The organism is Enterobacter sp. BNK-18 (genome assembly GCF_047456135.1).
In the GTDB taxonomy this organism is placed as follows: domain Bacteria; phylum Pseudomonadota; class Gammaproteobacteria; order Enterobacterales; family Enterobacteriaceae; genus Enterobacter; species Enterobacter ludwigii.
Window position 1 is genome coordinate 3,885,917 of record NZ_CP179899.1, and the last position, 22,671, is coordinate 3,908,587.

The 22,671-nt window shown below is 56.1% G+C and carries 20 protein-coding genes, 1 tRNA gene and 1 pseudogene; 10 read left to right on the top strand and 12 right to left on the bottom strand.

The window, feature by feature from the left end:
• Positions 1–127: 127 nt before the first annotated feature.
• The 4 genes from ACMGG3_RS18725 to ACMGG3_RS18740 form a co-directional block, all read right to left on the bottom strand.
• Positions 128–1,492 (bottom strand): efflux transporter outer membrane subunit, encoded by a 1,365-nt coding sequence (locus tag ACMGG3_RS18725; protein ID WP_410385293.1) that lies wholly within the window; start codon positions 1,490–1,492, stop codon positions 128–130.
• The gene (locus tag ACMGG3_RS18730; protein WP_414149369.1) at positions 1,492–4,602 is read right to left on the bottom strand and encodes an efflux RND transporter permease subunit; all 3,111 of its coding nucleotides are present in this window, start codon (positions 4,600–4,602) and stop codon (positions 1,492–1,494) included. The genes ACMGG3_RS18725 and ACMGG3_RS18730 overlap by 1 nt, the downstream gene beginning before the upstream one ends.
• Complete coding sequence (locus tag ACMGG3_RS18735; protein ID WP_032679304.1) at positions 4,602–5,723, bottom strand: efflux RND transporter periplasmic adaptor subunit; 1,122 nt, start codon at positions 5,721–5,723, stop codon at positions 4,602–4,604. The genes ACMGG3_RS18730 and ACMGG3_RS18735 overlap by 1 nt, the downstream gene beginning before the upstream one ends.
• A 146-nt stretch (positions 5,724–5,869) precedes the next feature.
• Positions 5,870–6,439: a TetR/AcrR family transcriptional regulator gene (locus ACMGG3_RS18740; RefSeq protein ID WP_032680022.1), complete on the bottom strand. Its 570-nt coding sequence runs from the start codon at positions 6,437–6,439 to the stop codon at positions 5,870–5,872.
• A gap of 186 nt (positions 6,440–6,625) precedes the next feature.
• Between ACMGG3_RS18740 and ACMGG3_RS18745 the strand changes: the two genes are divergently transcribed.
• Positions 6,626–7,045 (top strand): GNAT family N-acetyltransferase, encoded by a 420-nt coding sequence (locus ACMGG3_RS18745; RefSeq protein WP_014168016.1) that lies wholly within the window; start codon positions 6,626–6,628, stop codon positions 7,043–7,045.
• On the opposite strand, the gene ACMGG3_RS18750 is transcribed toward ACMGG3_RS18745, so the two are convergent.
• The gene (locus tag ACMGG3_RS18750; RefSeq protein WP_025206509.1) at positions 7,042–7,689 is read right to left on the bottom strand and encodes a TetR/AcrR family transcriptional regulator; all 648 of its coding nucleotides are present in this window, start codon (positions 7,687–7,689) and stop codon (positions 7,042–7,044) included. The two genes, ACMGG3_RS18745 and ACMGG3_RS18750, sit on opposite strands and share 4 nt — an antisense overlap.
• Before the next feature lie 78 nt (positions 7,690–7,767).
• Here ACMGG3_RS18750 and ACMGG3_RS18755 point away from each other — a divergent pair, with 78 nt between their 5' ends.
• Positions 7,768–9,285: an MDR family MFS transporter gene (locus ACMGG3_RS18755; RefSeq protein ID WP_414149370.1), complete on the top strand. Its 1,518-nt coding sequence runs from the start codon at positions 7,768–7,770 to the stop codon at positions 9,283–9,285.
• A gap of 108 nt (positions 9,286–9,393) precedes the next feature.
• Positions 9,394–10,194, top strand: a complete 801-nt coding sequence (nlpA, locus tag ACMGG3_RS18760) for a lipoprotein NlpA (protein ID WP_020882712.1) — start codon at positions 9,394–9,396, stop codon at positions 10,192–10,194.
• A 43-nt stretch (positions 10,195–10,237) separates the two neighbouring features.
• Here the strand turns inward: nlpA and ACMGG3_RS18765 are convergent, their stop codons facing one another.
• Together ACMGG3_RS18765 and ACMGG3_RS18770 are read right to left on the bottom strand one after the other, a co-directional pair.
• Entirely contained in the window at positions 10,238–11,266 is a 1,029-nt protein-coding gene (locus ACMGG3_RS18765) for an alpha/beta hydrolase (protein WP_040018359.1), read from the bottom strand.
• A 2-nt stretch (positions 11,267–11,268) separates the two neighbouring features.
• Entirely contained in the window at positions 11,269–12,465 is a 1,197-nt protein-coding gene (locus ACMGG3_RS18770; protein ID WP_032679307.1) for an MFS transporter, read from the bottom strand.
• 198 nt (positions 12,466–12,663) lie between these two features.
• Between ACMGG3_RS18770 and ACMGG3_RS18775 the strand changes: the two genes are divergently transcribed.
• From ACMGG3_RS18775 to ACMGG3_RS18790, 4 genes and pseudogenes are all read left to right on the top strand, one after another.
• Complete coding sequence (locus tag ACMGG3_RS18775; RefSeq protein WP_020882709.1) at positions 12,664–13,551, top strand: LysR family transcriptional regulator; 888 nt, start codon at positions 12,664–12,666, stop codon at positions 13,549–13,551.
• Positions 13,552–13,645: 94 nt separating this feature from the next.
• Complete coding sequence (locus ACMGG3_RS18780; protein ID WP_414149371.1) at positions 13,646–14,425, top strand: MBL fold metallo-hydrolase; 780 nt, start codon at positions 13,646–13,648, stop codon at positions 14,423–14,425.
• A gap of 26 nt (positions 14,426–14,451) precedes the next feature.
• Entirely contained in the window at positions 14,452–15,405 is a 954-nt protein-coding gene (locus tag ACMGG3_RS18785; RefSeq protein ID WP_014168024.1) for a GlxA family transcriptional regulator, read from the top strand.
• A gap of 5 nt (positions 15,406–15,410) precedes the next feature.
• Positions 15,411–15,665 (top strand): annotated as a pseudogene (locus tag ACMGG3_RS18790) (hypothetical protein); the annotation flags it as partial.
• 340 nt (positions 15,666–16,005) lie between these two features.
• On the opposite strand, the gene ACMGG3_RS18795 reads toward ACMGG3_RS18790, so the two are convergent.
• The 4 genes from ACMGG3_RS18795 to ACMGG3_RS18810 all read right to left on the bottom strand — a co-directional run bounded on the left by ACMGG3_RS18795 (position 16,006) and on the right by ACMGG3_RS18810 (position 19,540).
• Complete coding sequence (locus tag ACMGG3_RS18795) at positions 16,006–17,094, bottom strand: AAA family ATPase (protein ID WP_151887214.1); 1,089 nt, start codon at positions 17,092–17,094, stop codon at positions 16,006–16,008.
• Between the two features lie 148 nt (positions 17,095–17,242).
• Positions 17,243–18,202: a YbgA family protein gene (locus ACMGG3_RS18800; protein WP_020882705.1), complete on the bottom strand. Its 960-nt coding sequence runs from the start codon at positions 18,200–18,202 to the stop codon at positions 17,243–17,245.
• A gap of 102 nt (positions 18,203–18,304) precedes the next feature.
• Positions 18,305–18,715 (bottom strand): hydroxyisourate hydrolase, encoded by a 411-nt coding sequence (gene uraH, locus ACMGG3_RS18805; RefSeq protein WP_014168029.1) that lies wholly within the window; start codon positions 18,713–18,715, stop codon positions 18,305–18,307.
• 99 nt (positions 18,716–18,814) lie between these two features.
• Complete coding sequence (locus tag ACMGG3_RS18810) at positions 18,815–19,540, bottom strand: MerR family transcriptional regulator (RefSeq protein ID WP_014168030.1); 726 nt, start codon at positions 19,538–19,540, stop codon at positions 18,815–18,817.
• Positions 19,541–19,657: 117 nt separating this feature from the next.
• Between ACMGG3_RS18810 and ACMGG3_RS18815 the strand changes: the two genes are divergently transcribed.
• The 3 genes from ACMGG3_RS18815 (at position 19,658) to ACMGG3_RS18825 (ending at position 22,037) form a co-directional block, all read left to right on the top strand.
• Positions 19,658–20,182, top strand: coding sequence for a lipocalin family protein (locus tag ACMGG3_RS18815; RefSeq protein WP_020882704.1), 525 nt, complete (start codon positions 19,658–19,660; stop codon positions 20,180–20,182).
• Between the two features lie 77 nt (positions 20,183–20,259).
• Positions 20,260–21,306 (top strand): class I SAM-dependent methyltransferase, encoded by a 1,047-nt coding sequence (locus tag ACMGG3_RS18820; RefSeq protein WP_414149372.1) that lies wholly within the window; start codon positions 20,260–20,262, stop codon positions 21,304–21,306.
• Positions 21,307–21,599: 293 nt separating this feature from the next.
• Positions 21,600–22,037 carry a GNAT family N-acetyltransferase gene (locus tag ACMGG3_RS18825; protein ID WP_414149373.1) on the top strand — a complete coding sequence of 146 codons (438 nt, stop codon included), beginning with the start codon at positions 21,600–21,602 and terminating at the stop codon, positions 22,035–22,037.
• 456 nt (positions 22,038–22,493) lie between these two features.
• On the opposite strand, the gene ACMGG3_RS18830 is transcribed toward ACMGG3_RS18825, so the two are convergent.
• Positions 22,494–22,588: transfer RNA gene (locus tag ACMGG3_RS18830), tRNA-Sec, on the bottom strand.
• Positions 22,589–22,671 lie beyond the last annotated feature (83 nt).

Sequence of the window (22,671 nt, forward strand, 5' to 3'; positions counted from 1 at the left end):
AATCCCCTTTAGACGTCACAGGCTTCCCATGAAATATATCGTTACATTCAGTGTAGCGACGCCAGCCGAAAGTATGAATTTTTGTCTTCCTGCGTATGAGAACCCTGACCCGGACCGGCACCGGCGGTTATTGAATCCCTCCGCCCAGCGACTGCCACAGCGTAATACGGTTTTCAAAGTCGGTCTGCTGCAGGGCAATCAATGATGCCCGTGCCGACCACAGGGCGCGCTGCGCGGTGAGAACGGTCAGGTAATCACCCGCCCCCACCTGATAGCTGCGCGTTGCCACATCCAGCGTTTTTTGCTCTGCCGCCACGTATTCACGTTGCGCATCAAGCTCTTCACTCAGGGTTTCGCGGCGCGCCAGCGCATCGGCTACATCTTTGAACGCGCTCTGGATGGTTTTCTCATAGGTGGCAATCAGCCCTTTTTTCTCCGCTTCGGCATAGCGCAGTTGCGCCATGTTATTGCCGCCGCTGAACAGCGGCAGGGAGATGGACGGCGCGAATGACCAGACCTTCATGCCGTGGCTGAACAATGACGAGAGCGAATCGCTGCCGACCCCGGCGCTGGCGGTAAGCGAAATCGTCGGGAAGAAGTTGGCGCGCGCAGCACCGATGTTGGCATTGGCGCTCAACAGGTTATGTTCAGCCTCCTGAATATCCGGGCGACGCAGCAGCGTGGCGGAGCTAACGCCCGCCGGGATCAGGGTGATGGCGTTATCGCTCAGGCTCTCCAGCGTACCGGGTAGCAGGTTTTCCGGTACCGTCTCGCCCGCCAGCAAATTCAGGGCGTTTTTGTCCTGCATCACCAGCGTCTGATAGCTGGCGACGCTGGCGCGGGCCTGCTGATAAACCGCCATCGCTTCGCTGACATCCGTTGCGGCGGCGACCCCGACGTCCTGCTGACGCTGCACAATCTTGAGCGAGTTCGCTGCGCTCTCCTGAGTGGATTTTGCCAGTGCCAGATTGCTGTTATCTGCCGCCAGAGTAATCCAGGCGGTGGTCAGCTCGCTGACCATTGTCAGGCGCGTGTTCTGCGCCGTGAACTCGCTGGCAAGCCAGGTTTCACGCGCGGCGCGCGAGAGGCTCTGGTTACGACCAAACAGATCCAGCTCGAAGCTGGAGACGGCGCCGTTAGCCTCATCGCTGGTGCTCACGCCGCTGGCCAGCGTGCGGCTGCGGGTATGGCTCAGGCTGGCATCCACCGACGGGAACAGAGACGAGCGCGTCTCACCATACTGGGCGCGGGCGGCGTCGATATCAGCAATCGCTTTTTGCACATCGCGGTTGCTGGTGAGTGCCATTGTTACCACCCTGTTCAGGCGGTGATCGTTCATCACCTGCTGCCACTGGCTGACCACGGCGGTGGCTTCGCCGTGGGCGCCCGGCAACGAGGCAGGGACGGGCGCGTCAGGACGCTGATAGGTAGGGTCTAACGAAACACAGCCTGCGCTCAGCAGGGCCAACACTAAAACAGATACACGAAACATTATGACCTCCGGTTTGCGTGCTTACCGGAGAAGAGACGTTTCACCAGTACGAAGAATAATGGAACAAAGAAGATGGCCAGCAGCGTTGCCGCGAGCGTCCCGCCGATGATGCCGGTCCCAATCGCCACGCGGCTGTTGGCGCCTGCACCGGTGGCGACGGCCAGCGGTGTTACCCCGGCGATAAACGCCAGCGACGTCATGATGATCGGACGCAGTCGCGTCTGAGCCGCACGCAGCGCGGCACGCGTCAGGGAGTAACCTTCCGCGACTTTCGCCTCCGCAAACTCAACGATCAAAATGGCGTTTTTCGACGACAGGCCGATGGTGGTCAGCAGCGCCACCTGGAAATAGACGTCGTTGCTCAGCCCGCGCAGCGAGGCGGCCAGCGCCGCACCCAGCACCCCAAGCGGGATCACCAGAATGACTGAAATCGGCACCGACCAACTCTCATACAGCGCGGCCAGGCACAGGAATACCACCAGGATGGAGAGGGCATACAAGCTCATCGCCTGACCGCTCGCCAGTTTCTCCTGTAACGACAACCCGCTCCACGCCCAGGTTGTGCCGGCCGGCAGGTTGTTCGCCAGCTGTTCCATCCGGGTCATCGCCGTACCGGAGCTGGCACCACTGGCGTTCTCGCCCTGAATTTCATAGGCCGCCGAGCCGTTGTAGCGCACCAGACTCTCCGGGCCATATTCCCAGCGCGTGGTGGCGAAAGCGGAGAACGGTGTCATGGTGCTGTCGCTGCCGCGTACGTACCATTTGTTGAGATCGGAAGGCACGGCGCGGTAATCGCTGTCTCCCTGGATGTAGACCTTTTTCACGCGGCCCCGATCGATAAAGTCATTCACGTAGGTTCCGCCCCAGGCGCTGGAGAGGGTATCGGTGACGTCGCTCAGGGAAAGCCCCAGCGATACGGCTTTGTTGTTGTCGATATCTACCTGCAGCTGCGGCATCTGCGGCAAATCATTGGCGCGAACGGCATGCAGGGAGGTGTCCTGATTCGCCTGGCCGATCAGCTGATTACGCATCTTCAGCAACGTGTCGCGATCGGTGCTGCCGCTGGCCATGAGCTCGAAGGTAAAACCGTTGCTCTGGCCGAGGCCGTCTACGGCCGGGGGCGTCATGGCAAAAACGGTGGCATCGCGAAGGGAGCCGAGTTCCTGAGTGGCGCGCAGGGCAATCGCCTGAGCGGTGTTCTCGTCGCCTTTACGCTCGGACCAGTTTTTCAGGGAGACAAACGCCATCCCGGCATTCTGGCCGCTGCCGCTAAAGCTAAAGCCCTCGACCGTAAAAATCACATCGGTGTTGGCTTTTTCTTTAGTGAGGAACCACTCGCGAACCTGACGACTGATCTCCGCGGTACGTACCGCTGTCGCACCGGCAGGCAGGGTGTACTGCACCATGATTTCACCCTGGTCCTCCGTGGGCAGGAAGCTGCCGGGCAGCTTCAGCATTGCCACGGCCATCGCGCCACAGAGCAGGGCGTAGACCACCAGCATGCCCGCGGAGCGGCGCAGCGCGCGCAGGACTTTATTCTGGTAGCCATGCTCGGTCTTACTGTAGAAGCGGTTAAACGCGCCGAAAAACCCTTTTTTGTGAGGAGGCGTATGGCGCAGTACCGAGCCGCAGAGCGCGGGTGTCAGGGTCAGCGCCACCACCACCGAGAGGATCATCGCTGAGATAATGGTGACCGAAAACTGGCGGTAGATGACGCCGGTTGAGCCGCCGAAGAAGGCCATCGGCAGAAACACGGCGGAAAGCACCAGCGCAATGGCGACCAGCGCACCGGAAATTTCGCCCATCGATTTTTCGGTGGCTTCGCGGGCGGGCAGACCTTCATCGCGCATAATGCGCTCGACGTTTTCCACTACCACGATGGCGTCATCGACCAGCAGACCTATCGCCAGCACCATCGCAAACAGCGTCAGGGTATTAATGGAATAACCGAACAGCGCCAGCACACCAAAGGTGCCTAACAGAACCACCGGCACCGCCAGCGCGGGGATGAGCGTGGCGCGAATGTTCTGCAGAAACAGATACATCACCACTACCACGAGGATAATGGCCTCAAACAGCGTCTGAATCACATCTTCCACCGAGATCTTAATGAACTCGGTGCTGTCTTTCGGATAGGCCACATCATAGCCTTCCGGCATTGCCCGTTTGAATTCGGCAATTTTAGCTTTCACCGCGGTGGCGGTATTGAGCGCATTCGCGCCCGGCGAGAGCATCACCGCCATACCGGCTGCCGGGTGGCCATTCAGCCTGGCGGTAGCCGTGTAATCCTCGCTGCCCATCTCCACGCGCGCCACGTCGCCGATACGCACCACTGCGCCGCTGGACTGGCTCTTAATGATGATATTTTTAAACTGATCGACCGTCTGCAGGCGCGACTGGGCACGCACGGTGGCGGTCAACTGCTGGGTACCGGACGCGGGTAACGCGCCGATTTTACCGGCGGAAACCTGCACGTTCTGCGCTTCAATAGCGCTCTGAACGTCGGATGGCATCAGCGAGTACGACGCCAGCTTTGCCGGGTCAAGCCAGATGCGCATGGCGTATTCCGCACCAAACACCTGCAGGCTGCCGACGCCCTCTACGCGTGCCAGCGGATCCTGCATATTACTCACCAGCCAGTCGGCGATATCCGAACTGCTGGCGTGGTCGGTTTTATCGTACACGCCCATGATCAGCAGGAAGTTACTCTGCGATTTTTGCACCGTAATGCCGGCCTGCTGTACCTCGGTCGGCAAGCGCGACTCGGCCTGCTGAACTTTGTTCTGCACCTGAACCTGCGCGGTATCCGGGTCGGTTCCCTGTTCGAACGTGACGGTGATGCTTACCGAGCCGTCCGAACTGCTGGTGGAGGTAAAATAGAGCAGGTTATCCAGCCCGGTCAGCTGTTGCTCAATGACCTGGGTGACACTGTTTTCCAGAGTCTGTGCCGACGCGCCAGTGTAGGTGGCAGAGATTTTGATCGACGGCGGGGCGACGTCGGGATACTGCGCGACGGGCAGGGTACGGATCGCCAGCACCCCGGCGAGCATAATCAGAATAGCAATCACCCAGGCAAAAACCGGGCGACGCACGAAGAAGCGGGAAAACATCAGGCGTTTCCTCCCGCGGTTTTCATCTCTTCGGCGTTAACTTGCTGACCGGCGGTCACTTTATCGGTGCCCTCCACAATCAGCTTATCGCCAGCCTTCAGCCCACTCAGCACCAGCCATTTGTCGCCGTAGGTGTCACCCGTTTCCAGCTGACGTTGTTCCACCTTATTGCCTGCCCCTACCACCAGCGCGGTGGCGTTGCCTTTGGCATCACGGGTAATTCCCTGCTGCGGGGCGAGGATGGCTTCGCTCATTACCCCTTCATCCACTCTGGCGCGAACAAACATCCCGGGCAGAAGCTGATGCTGCGGGTTGGGGAAGACGGCGCGCAGTGTGACCGATCCGGTGGATTCGTCCACTGCCACTTCAGTCAGGGCCAGACGGCCTTTTTCCTGATAGGTGCTGCCATCTTCAAGGATCAACGACACGCTCAATGTCTCGCTGTTGCTGGCAAGCGTTTGTTTGCGTAATCGCAGAAGATCGGCGCTGGATCGGGTTAAATCGACGTACATATTGTCCAGGCCGCGAATGGTGGCGAGTGCGGTCTCTTGCTGGGCAGTGACCAGTGCGCCGGGGGTGACCGAAGAGATGCCAATACGTCCGGCAATCGGGGCGGTCACCGTGGTCCAGTTGAGGTTAATGCGCGCGCTTTCCTGGGCTGCTTTTTTCGACTCCACGCTGGCCTTGTCCTGCGCGCAGGTGGACTTTGCATCTTCGGCATCCTGACGCGATACGCCGTCGTCTTTCACCAGTTGTGTATAGCGTTGAGCTTTCTGGCAATCGGCCTGCACCAGCGCCTGCGCCTGTTTCAGGGCCGCGGCGGCTTCATCGTAGGCGGCGCGGTAGCTGGAAGGGTCAATTTGATACAGCGCCTGTCCGGCTTGCACGGTATCGCCTTCGGTAAAGAGCCGTTTCTGAATAATGCCGCCCACCTGAGGACGCACTTCCGCGCTCATGGCGGCCGTGGTGCGTCCGGTCAGTTCACTGACCACGGAAACGGGTTGGCTCAGGAGCGTAACAATCCCCACTTGCGGGAGGGGATGTTGAGGAGCAGATGTTTGTGCATTATCGCACCCCGTCAGGAGGAATAATGCTGCGATGGAGGTTGTTATGGCTTTCATAATTTTTTCCAGGGTGAACGATGCCTGCCCTGTTAATGGCTTAACAAGGAAGGGGGCTATTTAAAGGCACAGCGATACCGCATCTCCGGCAGAGCCGGAAATGTTAATAAGGGAATAACGTCTTCCCGCTAATTATTCACATGCGATTACTTCGCAGAGAAAAGCATATTTAAAATATTTTGATAAAGAGGCTCTAATTGTTCAGAGGGTACGTTTAAGGGGGTGAGTCGACGGTAAATAGACCCCTCAATCATTACCGCAGTAATCTCCACGCAGCAGCGAATATGATCATCACTCAGGTGGGGAAACTGTTTTTTCAGGTGTGCGCAGGCATTAGCAAACATCCGCTTTTCCGCTTCGACCAGCATGGCCGCCACCTGGGGATTACGCGTGGCTTCAGCCGACATCTCAAGCATCAGCGCATCGTCATCTTCATTCAGGGTCTGTCGCCAGGCGAGCGCCTGAGGCATCCCCTCGACCAGCGTTTTACCCTGAATCTCTTCGATGCGTGAGTCGATGATACGGCGAATCATCTCTTCAATAATCGCATCTTTGTTACTGAAATAACGGTAGATTTGCCCGACGCTGAGCTTTGCCTCGCTGGCGATCTGCGACATGCTGGCCGCATGAAAACCGCTGGTGCGAAAGCACTGACGCGCGGCAGCGATGATGTCGTCCTGACGCTGTTTTTGGCGTTCTTCCAGTTTTGTGCTCATCGTCGGTTACCCTATAAAAGTGAGAATGATCGTTCTCATTATACGTTTCAGGTGCGTATTGGAAAGACTTTTTTTAAGTACTTATTGAATGAATATTTCAATGTTTAAAGAATGGAGAAAAAAAGGAGTTTTGATGAAGGAAAGGCTGTGCAATATTAAGATTGCACAGAAAATAAGGAGAAAAATATGCATCTGAGCACGACGGATAACGTCACACACGATGAAAAAGAAGAATTATTAACAGGGCTTCGCGCCTACAACGGACAATTTTTAGATCTCTCAAACTTTAGCGGCGACATTGGCGTTTATGTGCGAGACGATAAGGGCGTGATGCTGGGTGGGTTAATTGGCGTGCGCAAAGGCGACTGGCTAAACATCGATTTTCTGTGGGTCAGCGACACCGTGCGGGGATCGGGCGTCGGCAGCCAGCTTATCAAAACGGCAGAAGACGAAGCCCGACGCAAAGGCTGCACCCATGCGCTGGTGGATACGGTCAGCTTCCAGGCACGTCCATTCTATGAAAAGCAGGGCTATCAGCTGCAGATGTCGTTGCCGGATTACCCGTACCCGGGTATGCAAAGGCATTATCTGACCAAATCCCTTTAACCGCCGATGCCGTTGCCCATCACGGCCAGCGCATGACGCACAATGATCTCTGGCGAGAGGGCGTGTAGCCTCTCGTCGTTGCGCATTCTTGAGAACGGCACCAGCACCAGGCTTAGCAGCGTGGTGAACAGCAGTTCTGGCGCGAGTGCCCGGTTCAGTTGCCCTTCCTGCTGCCAGCGTTTAAGGGTGGCGAGCGTTGCCTGGTATTTGTCGTCACCGAACCGCGCGTGCAGATGCGTGCGCAGTACAGGCATCTCCCCGATGACCTCCTGCATCCACAGCGGGGCAAACCAGCGGTGCTGCTCCGCCAGCTCGGCCAGTACCTTCACCATTTGCGTTAATGCGTTGACCGGCGAGTCGGGGTTTTCGGCGAAAATTGCGCCGATCCGGTTACGTAAGGGCAGGAAGCGCTCCTCAATCATCGCGTCGAGCAATTGTTCTCGTGAATTGAAGTAGTAATGCAGCATCGCTGGCGTTACGCCCGCTTCTTTGGCGATGGCGTTCAGCGAGGTTTGAGCGATTCCCTGGCGGGAAAAGAGGCTCAACGCAATATCCAGCAGCTGTTCGCGGCTGGCGGTTGCCCGCTTTCCGCCGCGTGGTCGACCGGGGCGGCGCGGTTCAGAATTGTCCTTATGTGCTGGCATAGTCGCAGGATCTCTTGATCTTATTCATCACTTACTTAAATATTAATTATCCAGTTAATTAATTTCAAGCGATCTCTTATGGAGTCCGACGTAATGACTCAACCTGCGCAAAACGCGCCGTCGATAAAGCTGTTGTTCAGCGCGTTGCTGCTGGTGATGTTGCTTTCGGCGCTGGACCAGACGATTGTTTCCACGGCGTTGCCCACCATCGTTGGGGAACTGGGTGGCCTGGATAAGCTCTCCTGGGTGGTGACGGCCTATATCCTCAGCTCGACCATTGTGGTGCCGCTGTACGGAAAATTCGGCGATCTGTTTGGGCGTAAAATCGTCCTTCAAATCGCTATTGTGCTGTTTCTGGCGGGGTCGGTGCTCTGCGGTCTGGCGCAAAACATGACCCAACTGGTGCTGATGCGCGGCCTGCAAGGGCTGGGCGGCGGCGGTCTGATGGTCATCAGTATGGCCGCCGTGGCGGACGTTATTCCGCCTGCGGAGCGTGGCCGCTATCAGGGGCTGTTTGGCGGCGTGTTTGGTCTGGCGACGGTGATCGGGCCGCTTATCGGCGGGTTTATCGTGCAGCATGCCTCCTGGCGCTGGATTTTTTATATCAATCTGCCGCTCGGTCTCTTTGCCCTGCTGGTGATAGGCGCGGTGTTCCACGGCAGCGCACGGCGCAACAAGCACGAGATTGATTATCTGGGGGCGATTTACCTCAGCATGGCGCTGCTGTGTATCATCCTGTTTACCACTGAAGGCGGGACGATACGCCAGTGGAACGACCCGCAGCTGTGGTGCATTCTGGCCTTTGGCCTGACGGGTATCGCCGGGTTTATCTATGAGGAGCGTCTGGCCTGGGAGCCGATCATTCCGCTCTCGCTGTTCCGCGATCGCAGCTTTCTGCTCTGCAGCCTGATTGGCTTTATTATCGGGATGTCGCTCTTTGGCTCGGTCACCTTCCTGCCGCTCTATCTGCAGGTTGTGAAAGACGCCACGCCGACTCAGGCCGGTCTGCAGCTGATCCCGCTGATGGGCGGACTGCTGCTGACCTCGATCATCAGCGGGCGGATTATCAGCCGTACCGGAAAATACCGTCTGTTCCCGATCGCCGGTACGCTGCTTGGCGTGGTGGGCATGGTGTTGCTGACGCGCATCTCGATCCACTCGCCGACCTGGCAGCTGTACATTTTTACCGGCGTGCTGGGGATGGGTCTGGGGCTGGTCATGCAGGTACTGGTGCTGGCCGTGCAAAACAGCGTCTCTGCCGATCAATACGGGGTGGCGACTTCCGGGGTCACGCTGTTTCGTTCCATTGGCGGGGCCATCGGCGTCGCGCTGTTTGGCGCGGTCTTCACCCACGTTTTACAATCGGGTCTGATGGACCGTTTACCGCAAGGGGCGGAGTTACCGCATGAGCTCAATCCTGCGGCCATTCACCGGCTGCCAGAGGCCCTGCGGCTCGATTACCTTGATGCGTTTGACTCAGCCATTCACGCGGTGTTCCTGCTGGCGGCAAGCATTATGGTGCTGGCGTTTGTACTGTCGTGGTTTTTACGTGAAACGCCGTTACGCCGTGCGGGCATGCTCAGGTCGGATCAATAGCGCCCCCGCACATATAACTTATCCGTCTTATTGATGCTTTTTCGTTTTTTAGCCAGCCGTACCGTTGTCGATATAGTCACTGAAACGTTTATCAAAAGGATATGTCTCGTGAAACTTCGATTGGGTGCTCTGGTTCTCGCGGGCCTGCTGCTGGCAGGTTGCGATCAAGGCGGCAGCGATGCCAAACACATCAAAGTCGGCGTGATTAACGGCGCTGAGCAGGACGTGGCGGAAGTCGCTAAAAAAGTGGCGAAAGAGAAATACGGTCTGGATGTGGAACTGGTGGGGTTCAGCGGCTCGCTGTTGCCCAATGATGCCACCAGTCAGGGCGATCTTGATGCCAATGTCTTCCAGCATCGCCCGTTCCTGGCAGAAGATAACAAGGCGCATCACTACAAGCTGGTTGCTGTAGCGAATACCTTTGTTTTCCCGATGGCCGGCTACTCCCGCAAGATCAAATCCGTGTCTGAGCTGAAGGACGGCGCGACCATCGCCATTCCAAACGATCCGACCAACCTTGGCCGCGCACTGCTGCTGTTGCAAAAAGAGAAGCTGATTACCCTGAAGCCGGACGTTGGCCTGCTGCCGACGGCGCTGGATATCACCGCCAATCCGAAGCATTTGAACATTATGGAGCTGGAAGGGGCGCAACTGCCGCGCGTGCTGGATGATCCGAAAGTGGATGTCGCCATTATCAGCACCACCTATCTCCAGCAAACCGGGCTGTCGCCGGTGCATGACAGCGTGTTTATTGAAGATAAAAACTCGCCGTATGTGAACATCGTGGTGACGCGGGAAGACAACAAAGACGCGGAAAACGTGAAGGAATTTATCCAGTCGTATCAGTCGCCGGAAGTGGCGAAGGCCGCAGAGACCCTCTTTAACGGTGGCGCGGTGCCGGGCTGGTAGTCAGGACAAAGGCGTATAACAGGGTGTTATACGCCTTACCGGGTTATTTCAGGTTGGCTTTAAAGAACGAGGCCAGTTTTGCAAACGGGATCAGATCCGTGCGGTCATACAGGTCAACGTGGCCTGCATTCGGCACGATATACAGCTCTTTCGGTTCACCGGCGCGTTTATAGGCGTCTTCGCTAAACTCTTTCGAATGCGCTTTATCACCCGTGATAAACAGCATCGGACGCGGTGAAATGGTTTCGATATCGTTGAACGGGTAGAAGTTCATAAACTTACCGATGCTGCTCATCATCGGTTTCGTCGTCAGCGCCTCTTTCTCGCCCTGTGGCGTGTACCCGCCGCGTTCGGTGCGATAGAAATCGAAGAACTCACGCTGGATAGCCGGCGTAGAATCATCCAGCTTATTTACCGTCCCGGGAATGTAGGCTGTCTCTGCACCCTGATACTCTTTCAGACGCTGCTCAGCGGCAGAGGCAATCATCGCTTTACGCTGTTCAACCGTCACGGAATGGTTGAGACCGTTGCGGAAGGCGGAGCCCATGTCATACATGCTGACGGTGGCGATCGCTTTCATGCGCGGGTCAATTTTCGCCGCGCTAATAACGAAGCTGCCGCTGCCGCAAATGCCCAGCACCCCGATGCGCTGCGGATCGACAAAGGCCTGGGTGCTCAGATAATCCACGGCCGCGCTGAAATCATCGGAATAGATTTCTGGTGAGATCAGATGCCCCGGTTTACCTTCGCTTTCCCCCCAGAATGAGAGATCAATCGCCAGGGTGACAAAGCCCTGTTCCGCGAGCTTTTGCGCATAGAGACTGGCGCTTTGCTCTTTCACCGCGCCCATCGGATGGCCGACCACGATCGCCGGCAGTCTGGCGTTTTTATCCGCCTCTTTTGGCCTATACAGATTGCCGACGACGTTCATCTGATACTGATTTTTAAAGGTCACCTTCTGCTGCGTAACCTTATCGCTTTTGTAGAAATTATCTGCGCCCCGGGACATATCGGCAGCGCTGGCGGCGAAGGCGCTGACTAACAGCCCGAGCGCCATGGTGAATCTTCTCATGATTAACTCCTGTGAAGTGTGTCGTTGTGTGAGGTGTAAAACGTGAACATGGCAGCGGCGATAAGCAGTACACCGCTGAGTGCAAAGGTGCTTTGCCAGCCGCTGTGGTCAAAGGCCAGGCCACCGAGCGTGGAGCCGAGCGCAATGGAGAGCTGCACCATTGCCACCATCAGTCCGCCACCCGCTTCGGCATTTTCAGGAAGCGTTCTGGCAACCCAGGTCCACCAGCCGACGGGGGCGGCCGTCGCGACCAGTCCCCAGAGGCCGAGCAGGGCGGTGACGGCGGCAAGGTGATGGCCGAAGGCCATCAGTGCCGCGGCAATCAGCGCCATCACCACGGGAATGGCGACCAGCGTGGTGTAAAATCCGCGGCGCAGAAACGTGCCGATCAGCAGGGTGCCGATAAAACCCGCCACGCCAATGACCAGCAGGATTAACGATAACTGCGTCGCGCTGGCGAAAGTCACGGTTTCCAGGAACGGACGCACGTAGGTAAACAGCGCGAACTGCCCCATGAAAAAGACGCCGCACGCGACCATTCCTTTTGCCACCAGAGGGTTTTTCAGCAGGCCGAAGGCGCTGGTGGACGACGCGGTGCGCTTTTCCACGGACATGGAAGGCAGGCTGAACCACTGCCAGATAAACGCGAGCAGGCTGACGGGCACCAGGCAGTAAAAGGCACCGCGCCAGCCGATTGTCGCCCCCAGCCAGCTGCCGAGCGGAGCCGCAACGACGGTCGCCAGGGCGTTGCCACCGTTAAAAATGGCGAGCGCACGTTGAACCTGATGCGGTGGCACAAGGCGAATTGCGGTCGCCGCGGAGAGCGACCAGAAGCCGCCAATGGCCACGCCAAGCAGTGCGCGTCCCAGCATATAAAGGGGATAGCTCTCAGCTACGGCGATAATCAGACCGGAGACGGCCATCAACGCCGTCAGGCCCAGCAGCAGCGATTTGCGGTTAATGCCTCCCGCAAGAGAAGAGAGAAACAGGCTGGTCAATACGGCCAGCGCGCCGGATATCGCGATCCCGAGGCCCGCCAGGCCTTCACTGACGGCGAGATCCCGCGAAACGGGCGTCAGCAGACTTACAGGCATAAATTCTGAGGCGACCAGCGTAAAAGCGCAGAGGGTCATTGCCAGCACGCCGCTCCAGCAGGCACGGGACTGGCGCGCTGATGTTTCGTTCACCATAGCGGACATCGTGTTTACCTTGTTATTCGTTCGGCCAGATTCGGACAAGCCGGGGCCGGGCGCTATTCACGGGAATAACGCATGCAGATGAAAGGTTGGAATGTGGTTGACGTCAGGTCACAGTGAAAATTTTACACGGCGGGTGTATTCTGACTAGCTAATCAATGCTTAATGAGCTTATAAGTTTGGCTTATAAATGAGGGTGTGATGAAGCGTAACCTGAACGATCTTTTTGCTTTTGTCACCGTGGCGCGTGAGGGCAGTTTTACCCGTGCCGCGGCACAGTTGGGCGTGACCCAGCCCGCGTTAAGCCAGGCCATAACCGGGCTGGAGAACCGGATGCAGATCCGCCTGCTGACCCGCACCACCCGCAGCGTTTCCCCCACCGCAGCCGGCGAACGCTTGCTCAACGCCATTGGCAACCGTTTCGATGAAATCGAAGCGGAGCTGGACATGTTGACGGAGCTTCGCGACAAGCCTGCCGGCACGGTGAGGATCACCTGTGGACCCGATGTGTTATCGCGCACCCTGTTGCCTAAGTTGACGCCACTTTTGCGGCAATACCCTGACATTCACATCGAGTTCGACGCCAATCACGGTTTTCGCGATATCGTTGCCGACCGCTTCGATGCGGGCGTTCGAATGGGAGATACCATCGATAAAGACATGATCGCGTTGCCGATAGGCCCGCAGTTGCGTATGGCCGCGGTCGCCTCGCCGGACTACTTCGCCCGTCATCCTGTTCCGCAAACGCCGCATGAGCTGACGCAGCACCAGTGTATTAACCAGAGGATGATTAAATCCGGCGGGATTTACGTCTGGGATTTTGATCAGGACGGTGGCGATCTGAACGTGCGCGTGAATGGCCAGCTGACCTTTAATACTTCCTGGCATATTGTCGAAGCTGCCCTGGCGGGATTCGGGATTGCTTTCCTGCCCGAAGACGAGTTTGGCGATCATATTGCTGAAGGCCGGTTAATCCGCGTGCTGGAACCCTGGTGTCTGCCCTTCCCGGGGTATTATCTCTACTACCCGAGCCGAAAGCAGCCGTCGCCGGCCTTTTCGCTGGTGGTGGATGCGTTGCGGATGCGATAACGTTGACCCGATTTCATCGATCATCGCCCTGTGGCCCACATCGTTACGCGCGGCATCGGGCTATTCTCCTCTTCACACTATGAGGAGAATACCCATGAACATCACCCAGATTCGTAATGCCACTCAGCTGATTACCTACGCCGGGAAATGCTTTTTAATCGACCCAATGCTGGCCCCGAAGGGCGCTTATCCGGGCTTCCCCGGCACGGCGCATGCGGAAATCCGCAACCCGATGGTCGAGCTTCCCGTTGACGTCAACACGTTGCTGGAGGCGGATGCGGTGATCGTCACCCATACCCATGACGATCACTGGGATCGCGCCGCAGTGGAACTGATCGGCAAAGATAAACCTGTCTTTGTGCAGAACGACAGCGACGCCGCGCTGCTGCGCAGCCAGGGATTTACCCACCTGACGGTAATGACCGAGGAGACGGCGTTTGGCGATATCCGGATCGCGAAAACCCGCGGCGGTCAGCACGGTACCGATCGTGCTTACGCCGTGCCGGAGCTGGCGGAACGGCTGGGTGAAGCCTGTGGCGTGGTTTTACGTCATCCTGATGAGAAGACGCTCTACATTGTCGGGGATACCATCTGGCGTGATGAAGTGGCAGCCGATCTGCAAAAGCATCAGCCGGATGTGGTGGTGCTTAACGCGGGCTATGCTCACGTCATCGGGTTTGGGCCGATTATCATGGGCCAGGAAGATGTGCTCAACGTCCACTTCCTGCTGCCGCAGGCGAAAATTGTGGCGACCCATATGGAGGCCATCAACCACTGTCTGTTGACCCGCCATGCGCTGCGTGAGTACGTTGACGCGAACCTGATTGGTGATGCGGTGAGCATTCCCGAGGATGGTGAAACCGTTATATTCTGAGCATCACCAGGGGAAAGGAGAGATACATGGCGCTAATCAACGTCGCGATTGTTGCGGTAGACGGGTTCAGCCCGTTCCACTACTCCGTTCCCTGCATTTTGTTTGGTGATACGGTATCCGGCGAAAAGCGCTTTAGTGTGTTGATCTGCGCCGAAAAACCGGGATTACTGACATCCACAGACGGGTTTGCGCTTAACGCGACTCACGATTTCTCCGCCATCGGCCAGGCAGATATCGTCGTGGTGCCTTACTGGCAGCATGTCCAGCAACGCCCGCCCCAGACGCTTCTCGACAGCCTGGTCCAGGCCAGAGACAACGGGGCGGAGATCGTCGGGCTTTGTCTGGGGTCGTTTGTGCTGGGTTATGCGGGCATTCTCGACGGTAAACGCGCGGCCACGCACTGGGAATTTGAACATCAGTTTCAGACGCTTTTCCCGGACGTAAAGCTGGATATCAATGCGCTCTACGTCGATGACGGCAATATCATCACCTCTGCGGGTACTGCTGCCGCGCTTGACTGCTGCCTGTACATCATCCGCCAGCGCTTTGGCAGCGTGGTCGCCAACCAGATTGCCCGCCGTATGATCGTGCCGCCACACCGCGAGGGGGGGCAGGCACAGTTTATTGCCCAGCCGGTACCGAAAGATACCCGTGACGGACGAATCAACTCCCTGATTGACTATCTCCAGCAGCACATTGCCGAACCGCATAATCTGGACTCGCTGGCAGAGGTGGTATCGATGAGCCGCCGCACGCTTACCCGCCATTTTGTAAAAGCCACCGGGATGAGCGTGGCCGACTGGCTGACCACCGAGCGCCTGCGGCGCAGCCAGATATTGTTAGAAGCCGGGAATATGCCCATTGAAAGCGTGGCAGAGCTGGTAGGGTTTAACTCTGCGGTGACCTGGCGCCAGCAATTTAAGGCGCGTTTTGGCGTGAGTCCGGCAGAATGGCGTAAGACTTTTCGGCTTCGTCATTAATTTATTACTGCTTCCTCGGCGATGCGGCGTTCGATACCCGCTATGTTTCCAACGTGGTACTCGACCAGACCGATAACCGCTACCTGAACGGTATCGGCTCCGATCTGGATCGGATGCGCTATCTGATGGATAACGCCGCGGCGGCGCAGCAGTCGCTGGGCCTGCTGTTTGGCGTCTCGCTGACTGAGGATCAGATTGCTGCGCTCGACCACAGCTTACTGTGGTGGGAGAAGGCCACCGTCAACGGCGAAACGGTTCTGGAGTCATTGAGTTCTGAATATTTCGGAAGCAAAGGACAGGCTGCCAATGAGGCTATACAAAACAAATTAAGCGAGAAAAATAATGTTTACTACGAGGATAAAATTATTCCTATTGCTGGTAGCTGTTTGGATCGCTGGCATTTTTGCCACGCTTTTGTGCGGCCGTTTGCTGATAGCCTTTGTTACCTATTTTTTCATCGGGCAATTTGATTTTCCAATGAGTGATCTTGTTGAAGCTGTTAACCTTTCCATTAGTGGTGGGGTAATCATTGGAGGAATACAATGCTTTATGTCGAAAGAAAAGAATCCACCCCGGTGAACAGGAGATGAGGATATAGAGTTACTCCAGCCTGTCCACCCTCGTCTCCCCCTCCGCCATCGACAGCTCATACAATGAAAACGACCGCTGCTTCTCAATCAACTTCGCCAGCTCCGGCGAGTGGCTGGTGAGCCAGATCTGCGAGTAGCGGCTGGCCTCGGCGATTAAGCTCGCCAGCGCGGGCAGCATCTGCGGGTGCAGGCTGTTTTCCGGTTCGTTCAACGCGATAAAGGCCGGTGGGCGTGGGCTTAACAGCGCTACCGCCAGGCACAGGAAGCGCAGCGTCCCGTCGGAAAACTCCGCCGGTTCCAGCGGCCTGCTCAGCCCCTCGCGCTGCATCATCATGCGAAAGCGGCCGCCGGTGTTGTCGCTGTAAAATTCGCAGCCGGGGAAGGCCTGGTCGAGAATGCGCATCAGCAACATTTCATCACCAATCTCGACAATGGTCTGAAATGCGGCCGCCAGGTTGGCGCCGTCGCTGGCCAGTACCGGGGAGCGGAAACCGACCTGCGGGGCACGCATCGCCGAGCCGGATGAGACGGAAAATTCATGGTAAAAGCGCCAGTTACGCAGGGACTCCCGCATCTGCGACACTTCCGGGTAGAGATGCGGTTCGCCGAGCTGCCCGAACACCGATTCGTTTTCATACAGCGTGCCGCTGTGAGTCACTTTTTCGTGGTGCACGTTGTTGAGAAATACCGCCTGATTCCTGCGCTTCATCAGCTGTGATGAAGGGCGACGGCGCTGACCGGTAAGCCAGATGGACTCTTCTTTAATGACCGGATCGAGCTGAAACTGGGAGGGATAGGGCAGTTGCTCGACAAAGCCCACCTGCAGCTCGTACTCGTAAGTGTCTGTTTCCACCGCAAGATTCATCCGCCGGAGCTGGTCGCTACGGGTCTTACCTGCCCAGAACACCTTCAGAATACCGCCTTCATTTGCCAGCGCCTGGGAGAACTGCCCCTGCGCCGCGCTGTGCATCAGGTGTATCGCCTTGTAGATATTCGATTTCCCGGTACCGTTGGGGCCGAAGACGATATTGAGCGCTTCCAGCTCCAGCGACATGTCGCGAATCGAGCGGTAGTTTTGGATGTGCAGGCTTTTGATCACAGGCAGGCTCCTTTTTTGCACTGTAGGCCTGTATATAATTACAGTCTTTAAGGTTAAATGCAAAAAAAGAGACGACAGTGAGGGTGTCGTCTAAACGGGGTACTGCTTTGGGCCTCTGAGGGTCAATGGGGCCTTCGCATTTTTATGATCACTTGACTGCCAGACGCAGACCCAAATCATCAGGATAGGGATCAAAGTAGTTTTGCGTCATCAGATACCGGTCAGGGTATTCGGCCAGGTAGTGCTTCAGCAGCGTGATCGGCGCGAGGATGGGCAACTGCCCGTTACGGTAGTGCAGGATCACGTCGCGAAGTTCGCCGCGCTGGCGGCTGTTGAGCTGGTTACGGAAATACCCCTGAATATGCATCAGCACGTTGGTGTGATTTTTCCGCGAGGCAGGTTTCTTCAGGATGGTCATCAGCTTTTCGCGGTACGCCACAAAGAAGGCGTCCAAATCTTCCCACTCGTGCAGCGTGGCAACGAACGGGCCGATTTCACGATAACCCGCCTGATGGTGCGCCAGCAGCTGAAGTTTGTAGCGGCTGTGGAAATCTAATAGCGCACGGCGCGTCAGACCCTGGGCGCGCAGTGTGTTCAGTTCATGAAGCGCGAAAACACGCTCAACAAAGTTTTCCCGCAACACCGGATCGTGCAGGCGACCATCTTCTTCCACGGGTAACCACGGCAGGGTTTCAAGGAGGGTGGCAGTGAACAGCCCGACACCCTCCTTGCGGCCCCGGTTGCCGTTTTCATCATACAGCCGCACGCGTTCCATGCCGCAGCTGGGGGATTTTGCACAGACGATAAATCCCGCCAGATCGCCGATTTTAGGCAGATAATCTGCCGTAAAGTCAGCCATCTTTTGCGTAACGTCTTCGTGCGGGGCGTGGCTAAAACGCATCTGGGTTTCACCGCTGTCCGTCACGATAAGACGCAGTGCAGGGCGTGGCGTCGGCAAGCCGATGGCCATCTCAGGGCAGACGGGCCTGAAATTCACCCACTGGGCCAGTTCGTCCATGACAAAGCCCATACGCTTATGTCCGCCGTCGAAGCGAACGGCGGAACCGGTCAAACATCCGCTAATACCGATTACAGGTTTCATTGTCATGGTGTGTGTCTCCAGTTCGTATATCTAAAACTTACACAACATGAGTAATTTGTCCAAGTATTGGCGGAGTTATTTTTTATTATCCTTTAAAATCAATGTTTCTTAACTGCCCTTGTAGGTCGAGTAGCCATACTGGCTCAGCAGAAGCGGGATGTGAAGTTTCTCGTTGGTTCGGGTCACGGTAAATAGCACTGGGATCTCCGGGAAGAAGGTGTCCAGCTTTTTGCCGTGGAAGTAATCAGCGGTTTTAAAGGTCACTTTATACACGCCTGGCTGCATGTCCTGATCCTGCGGATAGAGTGATTTGATACGTCCGTCGTGGTCGGTTTTGCCGCTGGCAATCTGGGTCCATGTGTTCTGCTGCTGCTTCTCCAGCGTGACGGTAACGTCAGATGGTGGCATCCCGGTTTGCTGGTCGAGAATATGTACGCTCAGGGTGCCGGCAGGGGCGCTAAACGCGGCAGGGGTAAAGGCCATGGCGGCCAGCATCAGCAGAGGGGTTGTTTTTTTCATTGTGTTTTCCTGTGGGGTTGTCAGTCACAGGAAAACGTTAGCATTTGCGGGACGGAAAAATATTCAACTTTTCGTGAAGTTTACCGCAGGAGAAAATAATCAGAGGATAATCACTTCAAGGGATACCTGCTGCTGCCACTGCGCCACCTGCTTTTTCCGTGCGGCGGTCAGTTTACCGCTGGTCACCAGAAGCCATTTGCGCTCGGGGAAAATTTCAGGCGCCAGTGACGTGGAGGGGGTAGGCAAAATATCGATACGGTGTCCTTGTCCGGTACGCGTCAGCGCCTCGAGCCAGATTTCACATGGGTCATTCAGGTACCAGCCACTAAGCAGGATGTTATCACCCGGCGCTTTTTTGTCGCCTTCAAGGCAGAACGAGGCGTAGGCGATGATAATGCCGTCGAGGATCTCGCGCAGGGTCATGGCGGCAGGGATGTTGGCTGACATCTGGCTGCGCAACGGACGCAGCACATTTGCAACCAGCTCTGGCCTGGGGTATTCGCGGCCAGCGTCGTAAATCATCTGGCGCAGGGACTCAATTTTCCCGTCCTGCAGGCGTTGCAGCATGGTCTCAAGCAACGTTTGCCAGTTGTTGGTTCGGCGCGGGACGGGGCGTTCCAGTAGCGGTTTGACCTGGCCAATGGGCACGCCTTTTTTCACCCAGTCGAGGATTTTCAGTGCCTGCTGGACGTCCTCATCACTGTACTGGCGATGGCCGCCCTCCGTGCGCTGTGGCTTGAGTAAACCATAGCGACGCTGCCATGCCCGCAGCGTCGTGGCGGTGATCCCGCTGAGTCTGGCGAATTCGCCGATGGAGTAAGCCATGTCCGTGTCCAGAGTGGAGGAATACTCTCAATATACTACGAATTTTCCCTCACGGGATGAAGCGCCGTAACGGTGCACTACACTTTACTTCCAACCGTGCAAATGAAAGGAATTCTCATGAAACTATGGCCTGTTGTGACGGGTGTCGCCATTGCCCTGACTCTGGTGGCCTGCAAATCCCCTACGCCACCGAAAGGCGTAAAGCCCATTTCAAATTTTGAAGCCAGCCGCTATCTCGGCAAGTGGTATGAAGTTGCCCGCCTGGAAAACCGCTTCGAACGCGGGCTGGAGCAGGTGACCGCCACCTACGGCGAGCGCAGCGACGGTGGCATCAGCGTGCTTAACCGGGGTTTCGACCCGGTTAAAAACAAGTGGAATGAGAGTGAAGGCAAAGCGTACTTTACCGGCGAACCGACGACGGCAGCGCTGAAGGTGTCGTTCTTCGGCCCCTTCTACGGCGGCTATAACGTGATCAAGCTGGACGATAAGTACCAGTATGCGCTGGTGAGCGGGCCGAACCGCGACTATCTGTGGATCCTGTCTCGTACGCCGACGATTCCGGATGCCGTGAAACAGGACTACCTGAATACCGCACGCAGTCTGGGCTTCAAGGTTGATCAGCTGGTGTGGGTTAAGCAGTGAAGATCGTGCTTTCTTCGTAGGGTTTTACTGGCTCGCCTGGATAGACTTCCGTTAAAAGCTCAACGGGAGACGACGACATGAACTGGCAGCCTTTTCGCGGCGATGCACCGGAAAATATGACCATTTTCAGTGCGTCATTTCCGGATATTAGCGACCAGTGGCCGATGAAGGACGACACTGCCCGTGAGATCAATTCGATTAACCGGGCGCTGAAAGCCGACCCGGCGCTTCGTCCTCCGTTGATTGAATACGAAGAGGGGGGACAGGCCGTGCTTGTCCCACAGAACTGTTATTCCGGGCAAGCCTACCGCAATCGTCCGGCGCTCACCGCGTGGCGTACCCGGCTGGTTCCCTCTGCGCTGGCGCTTTTTGTGGTGCAAAACCCGCTGGAGGAGCGCCTGCCAGACGGAACCCGAATGGACAGCGACAGCCGCCAGTGGTTTATCCATGCGAACGATGCCATTGGTGTGCGCTCCCGTGCAAAAGTACTGGCTGCGATGGTGGATAAATACATCCGCAACGGGAACGATAACAATTGGGTGAGCCTGGCAAGCGGGGCTGCAATCCCCGTGCTGGAGGCGCTGCGCGAGGCGAAGCTCGACGGCCAGCAGGTGTATCTGACGCTGGTGGATAAAGACCCTGTGGCGCTCAGTTGGGCCGAAACCATGGCGGCGCAGGAAGGCATTATCGTGGGTGAACAGCTGACCCTGCTCAGGCGCAACTTGCTCCATACGCTGGTGCGTAACGAAGATTTACTGCATGAGCTGGGCGAGCATCAGGCCGAACTGGTGGATGCGCTGGGGATTTTCGACTATTTCAACGATGCCGATGCGGTGATTTTCCTCCAGCGTGCGCTGCGGCTGATAAAGCCCGGCGGGGCGGTGATTGTCTCGAATATGCTGGCCAGCAGCTCACAAATCGATTTTATTTTGCGCTGTATCGGCTGGGAGGATATTTACCCGCGGACGCTCCGGCAGCTGCAGGATATTCATATCGCGGCAGGTGTGCCGGTGGAAAACGTCACCGTGGTCGTGCCAAAAGACGGGGTGTATGCAGTGATGGAGATTAAGGTGGGGGATGACAAACCGCACGGTCAGTTCCCCCTCCCTGAAGGAGAGGGCTAGGTGAGGGGGGACAGGGCGCTAGAATATTTACCATTCCTCAGTTGTTCGGTTTACCCGAACAACTACCATGAAGGATTAGCTGGTTTCTTTATTCTCAATGTCTGTTGGGGATTCTTGCTTTTCATGCTCTATCTGCTGACCAGTCTCCTGAACCAACTTCCGGGCCATTTCCTTGATACGCTCTCGACTTTCACAGGTTCGAGAGTTTATTACTTCATTTAAGGTCTTCATTTTATTGTCTCTATGCTTCTGGATACTTGATTTAATCGCTGCGCTCTATAATGATCCCCCCCATGAAAATCGAAACCGCACACCCCTCACACTTCGACCGTCTCGTCACAGTCTGGGAGTCTTCCGTTCGTGCCACCCACCATTTTTTGCAGGAAAGTGATATTGCGGCGCTGCGCCCGTTATTGCTCAATGCCTATCTGCCCAATCTCAAGGTTATGATTGCCCGCGATGAAGCGGGTGTTATTCATGGCTTTTTAGGCGTGGATGAAAACCGCATTGAAATGCTGTTTGTGGATGATGCGAGCCGGGGGAAGGGCGTGGGTAAATTACTGCTGAACTATGCCATTGCGCATTTTGGTGCGAATGAAGTGGATGTAAACGACCAAAACCCGCAGGGTGTTGCGTTTTATCAGCATATGGGGTTTGTGCAGGTGGGGCGCTCAGAACGGGACGGACAGGGGAATGCGTTTCCGTTGCTGCATATGCGGTTGGGTGAGTGAATGCTAACTTAACGCAGATATCCTACTCGTTAGATATGAAATGCGACCCAACTTACCCAAAATCCGGAAAAACCCCTTCATTGCAGATCTGCATTAAAATAAAGTTAAAGGCGCAATTTGAAGCCGCAACGAAAGATGAGAAGTTGAGTTTGGCATATTGGCTAAAAACTTAGCCAGGAAAGCATTTTGCCGTTCAGGAATTGTACCTCACGATTAAAGTTTGGCTATTATGATATCCGAAATATAACCGAACAAATCAATATCAACGTAATTAATTATTTGAAACACATGGGTAAAGTTTAAGGCCTGAATATTTGTGGGTGAGAAAACTAAAAAAGATGACTTAGACATTACTAGAAAGCAGAAGAGTCACATAAAAAATTTTAGTGAATAGATTAAATTATTACTTGGGTTTAATGGTGGAACAAATATGAGAATAATCTATTCAAAGAATTTTGGCGGAAGATCACAGGAGTCGAACCTGCCCGGGAACGCTGGCGTCCCCAACTGGATTTGAAGTCCAGCCACCTCACCGGAGATGACGATCTTCCGCGCCTGCATTGCTACATGGAGGCGGGGCGCATTATAGCTACTTTCAGGCATTTACCACATACCCCGGCACACTTTTTTCACC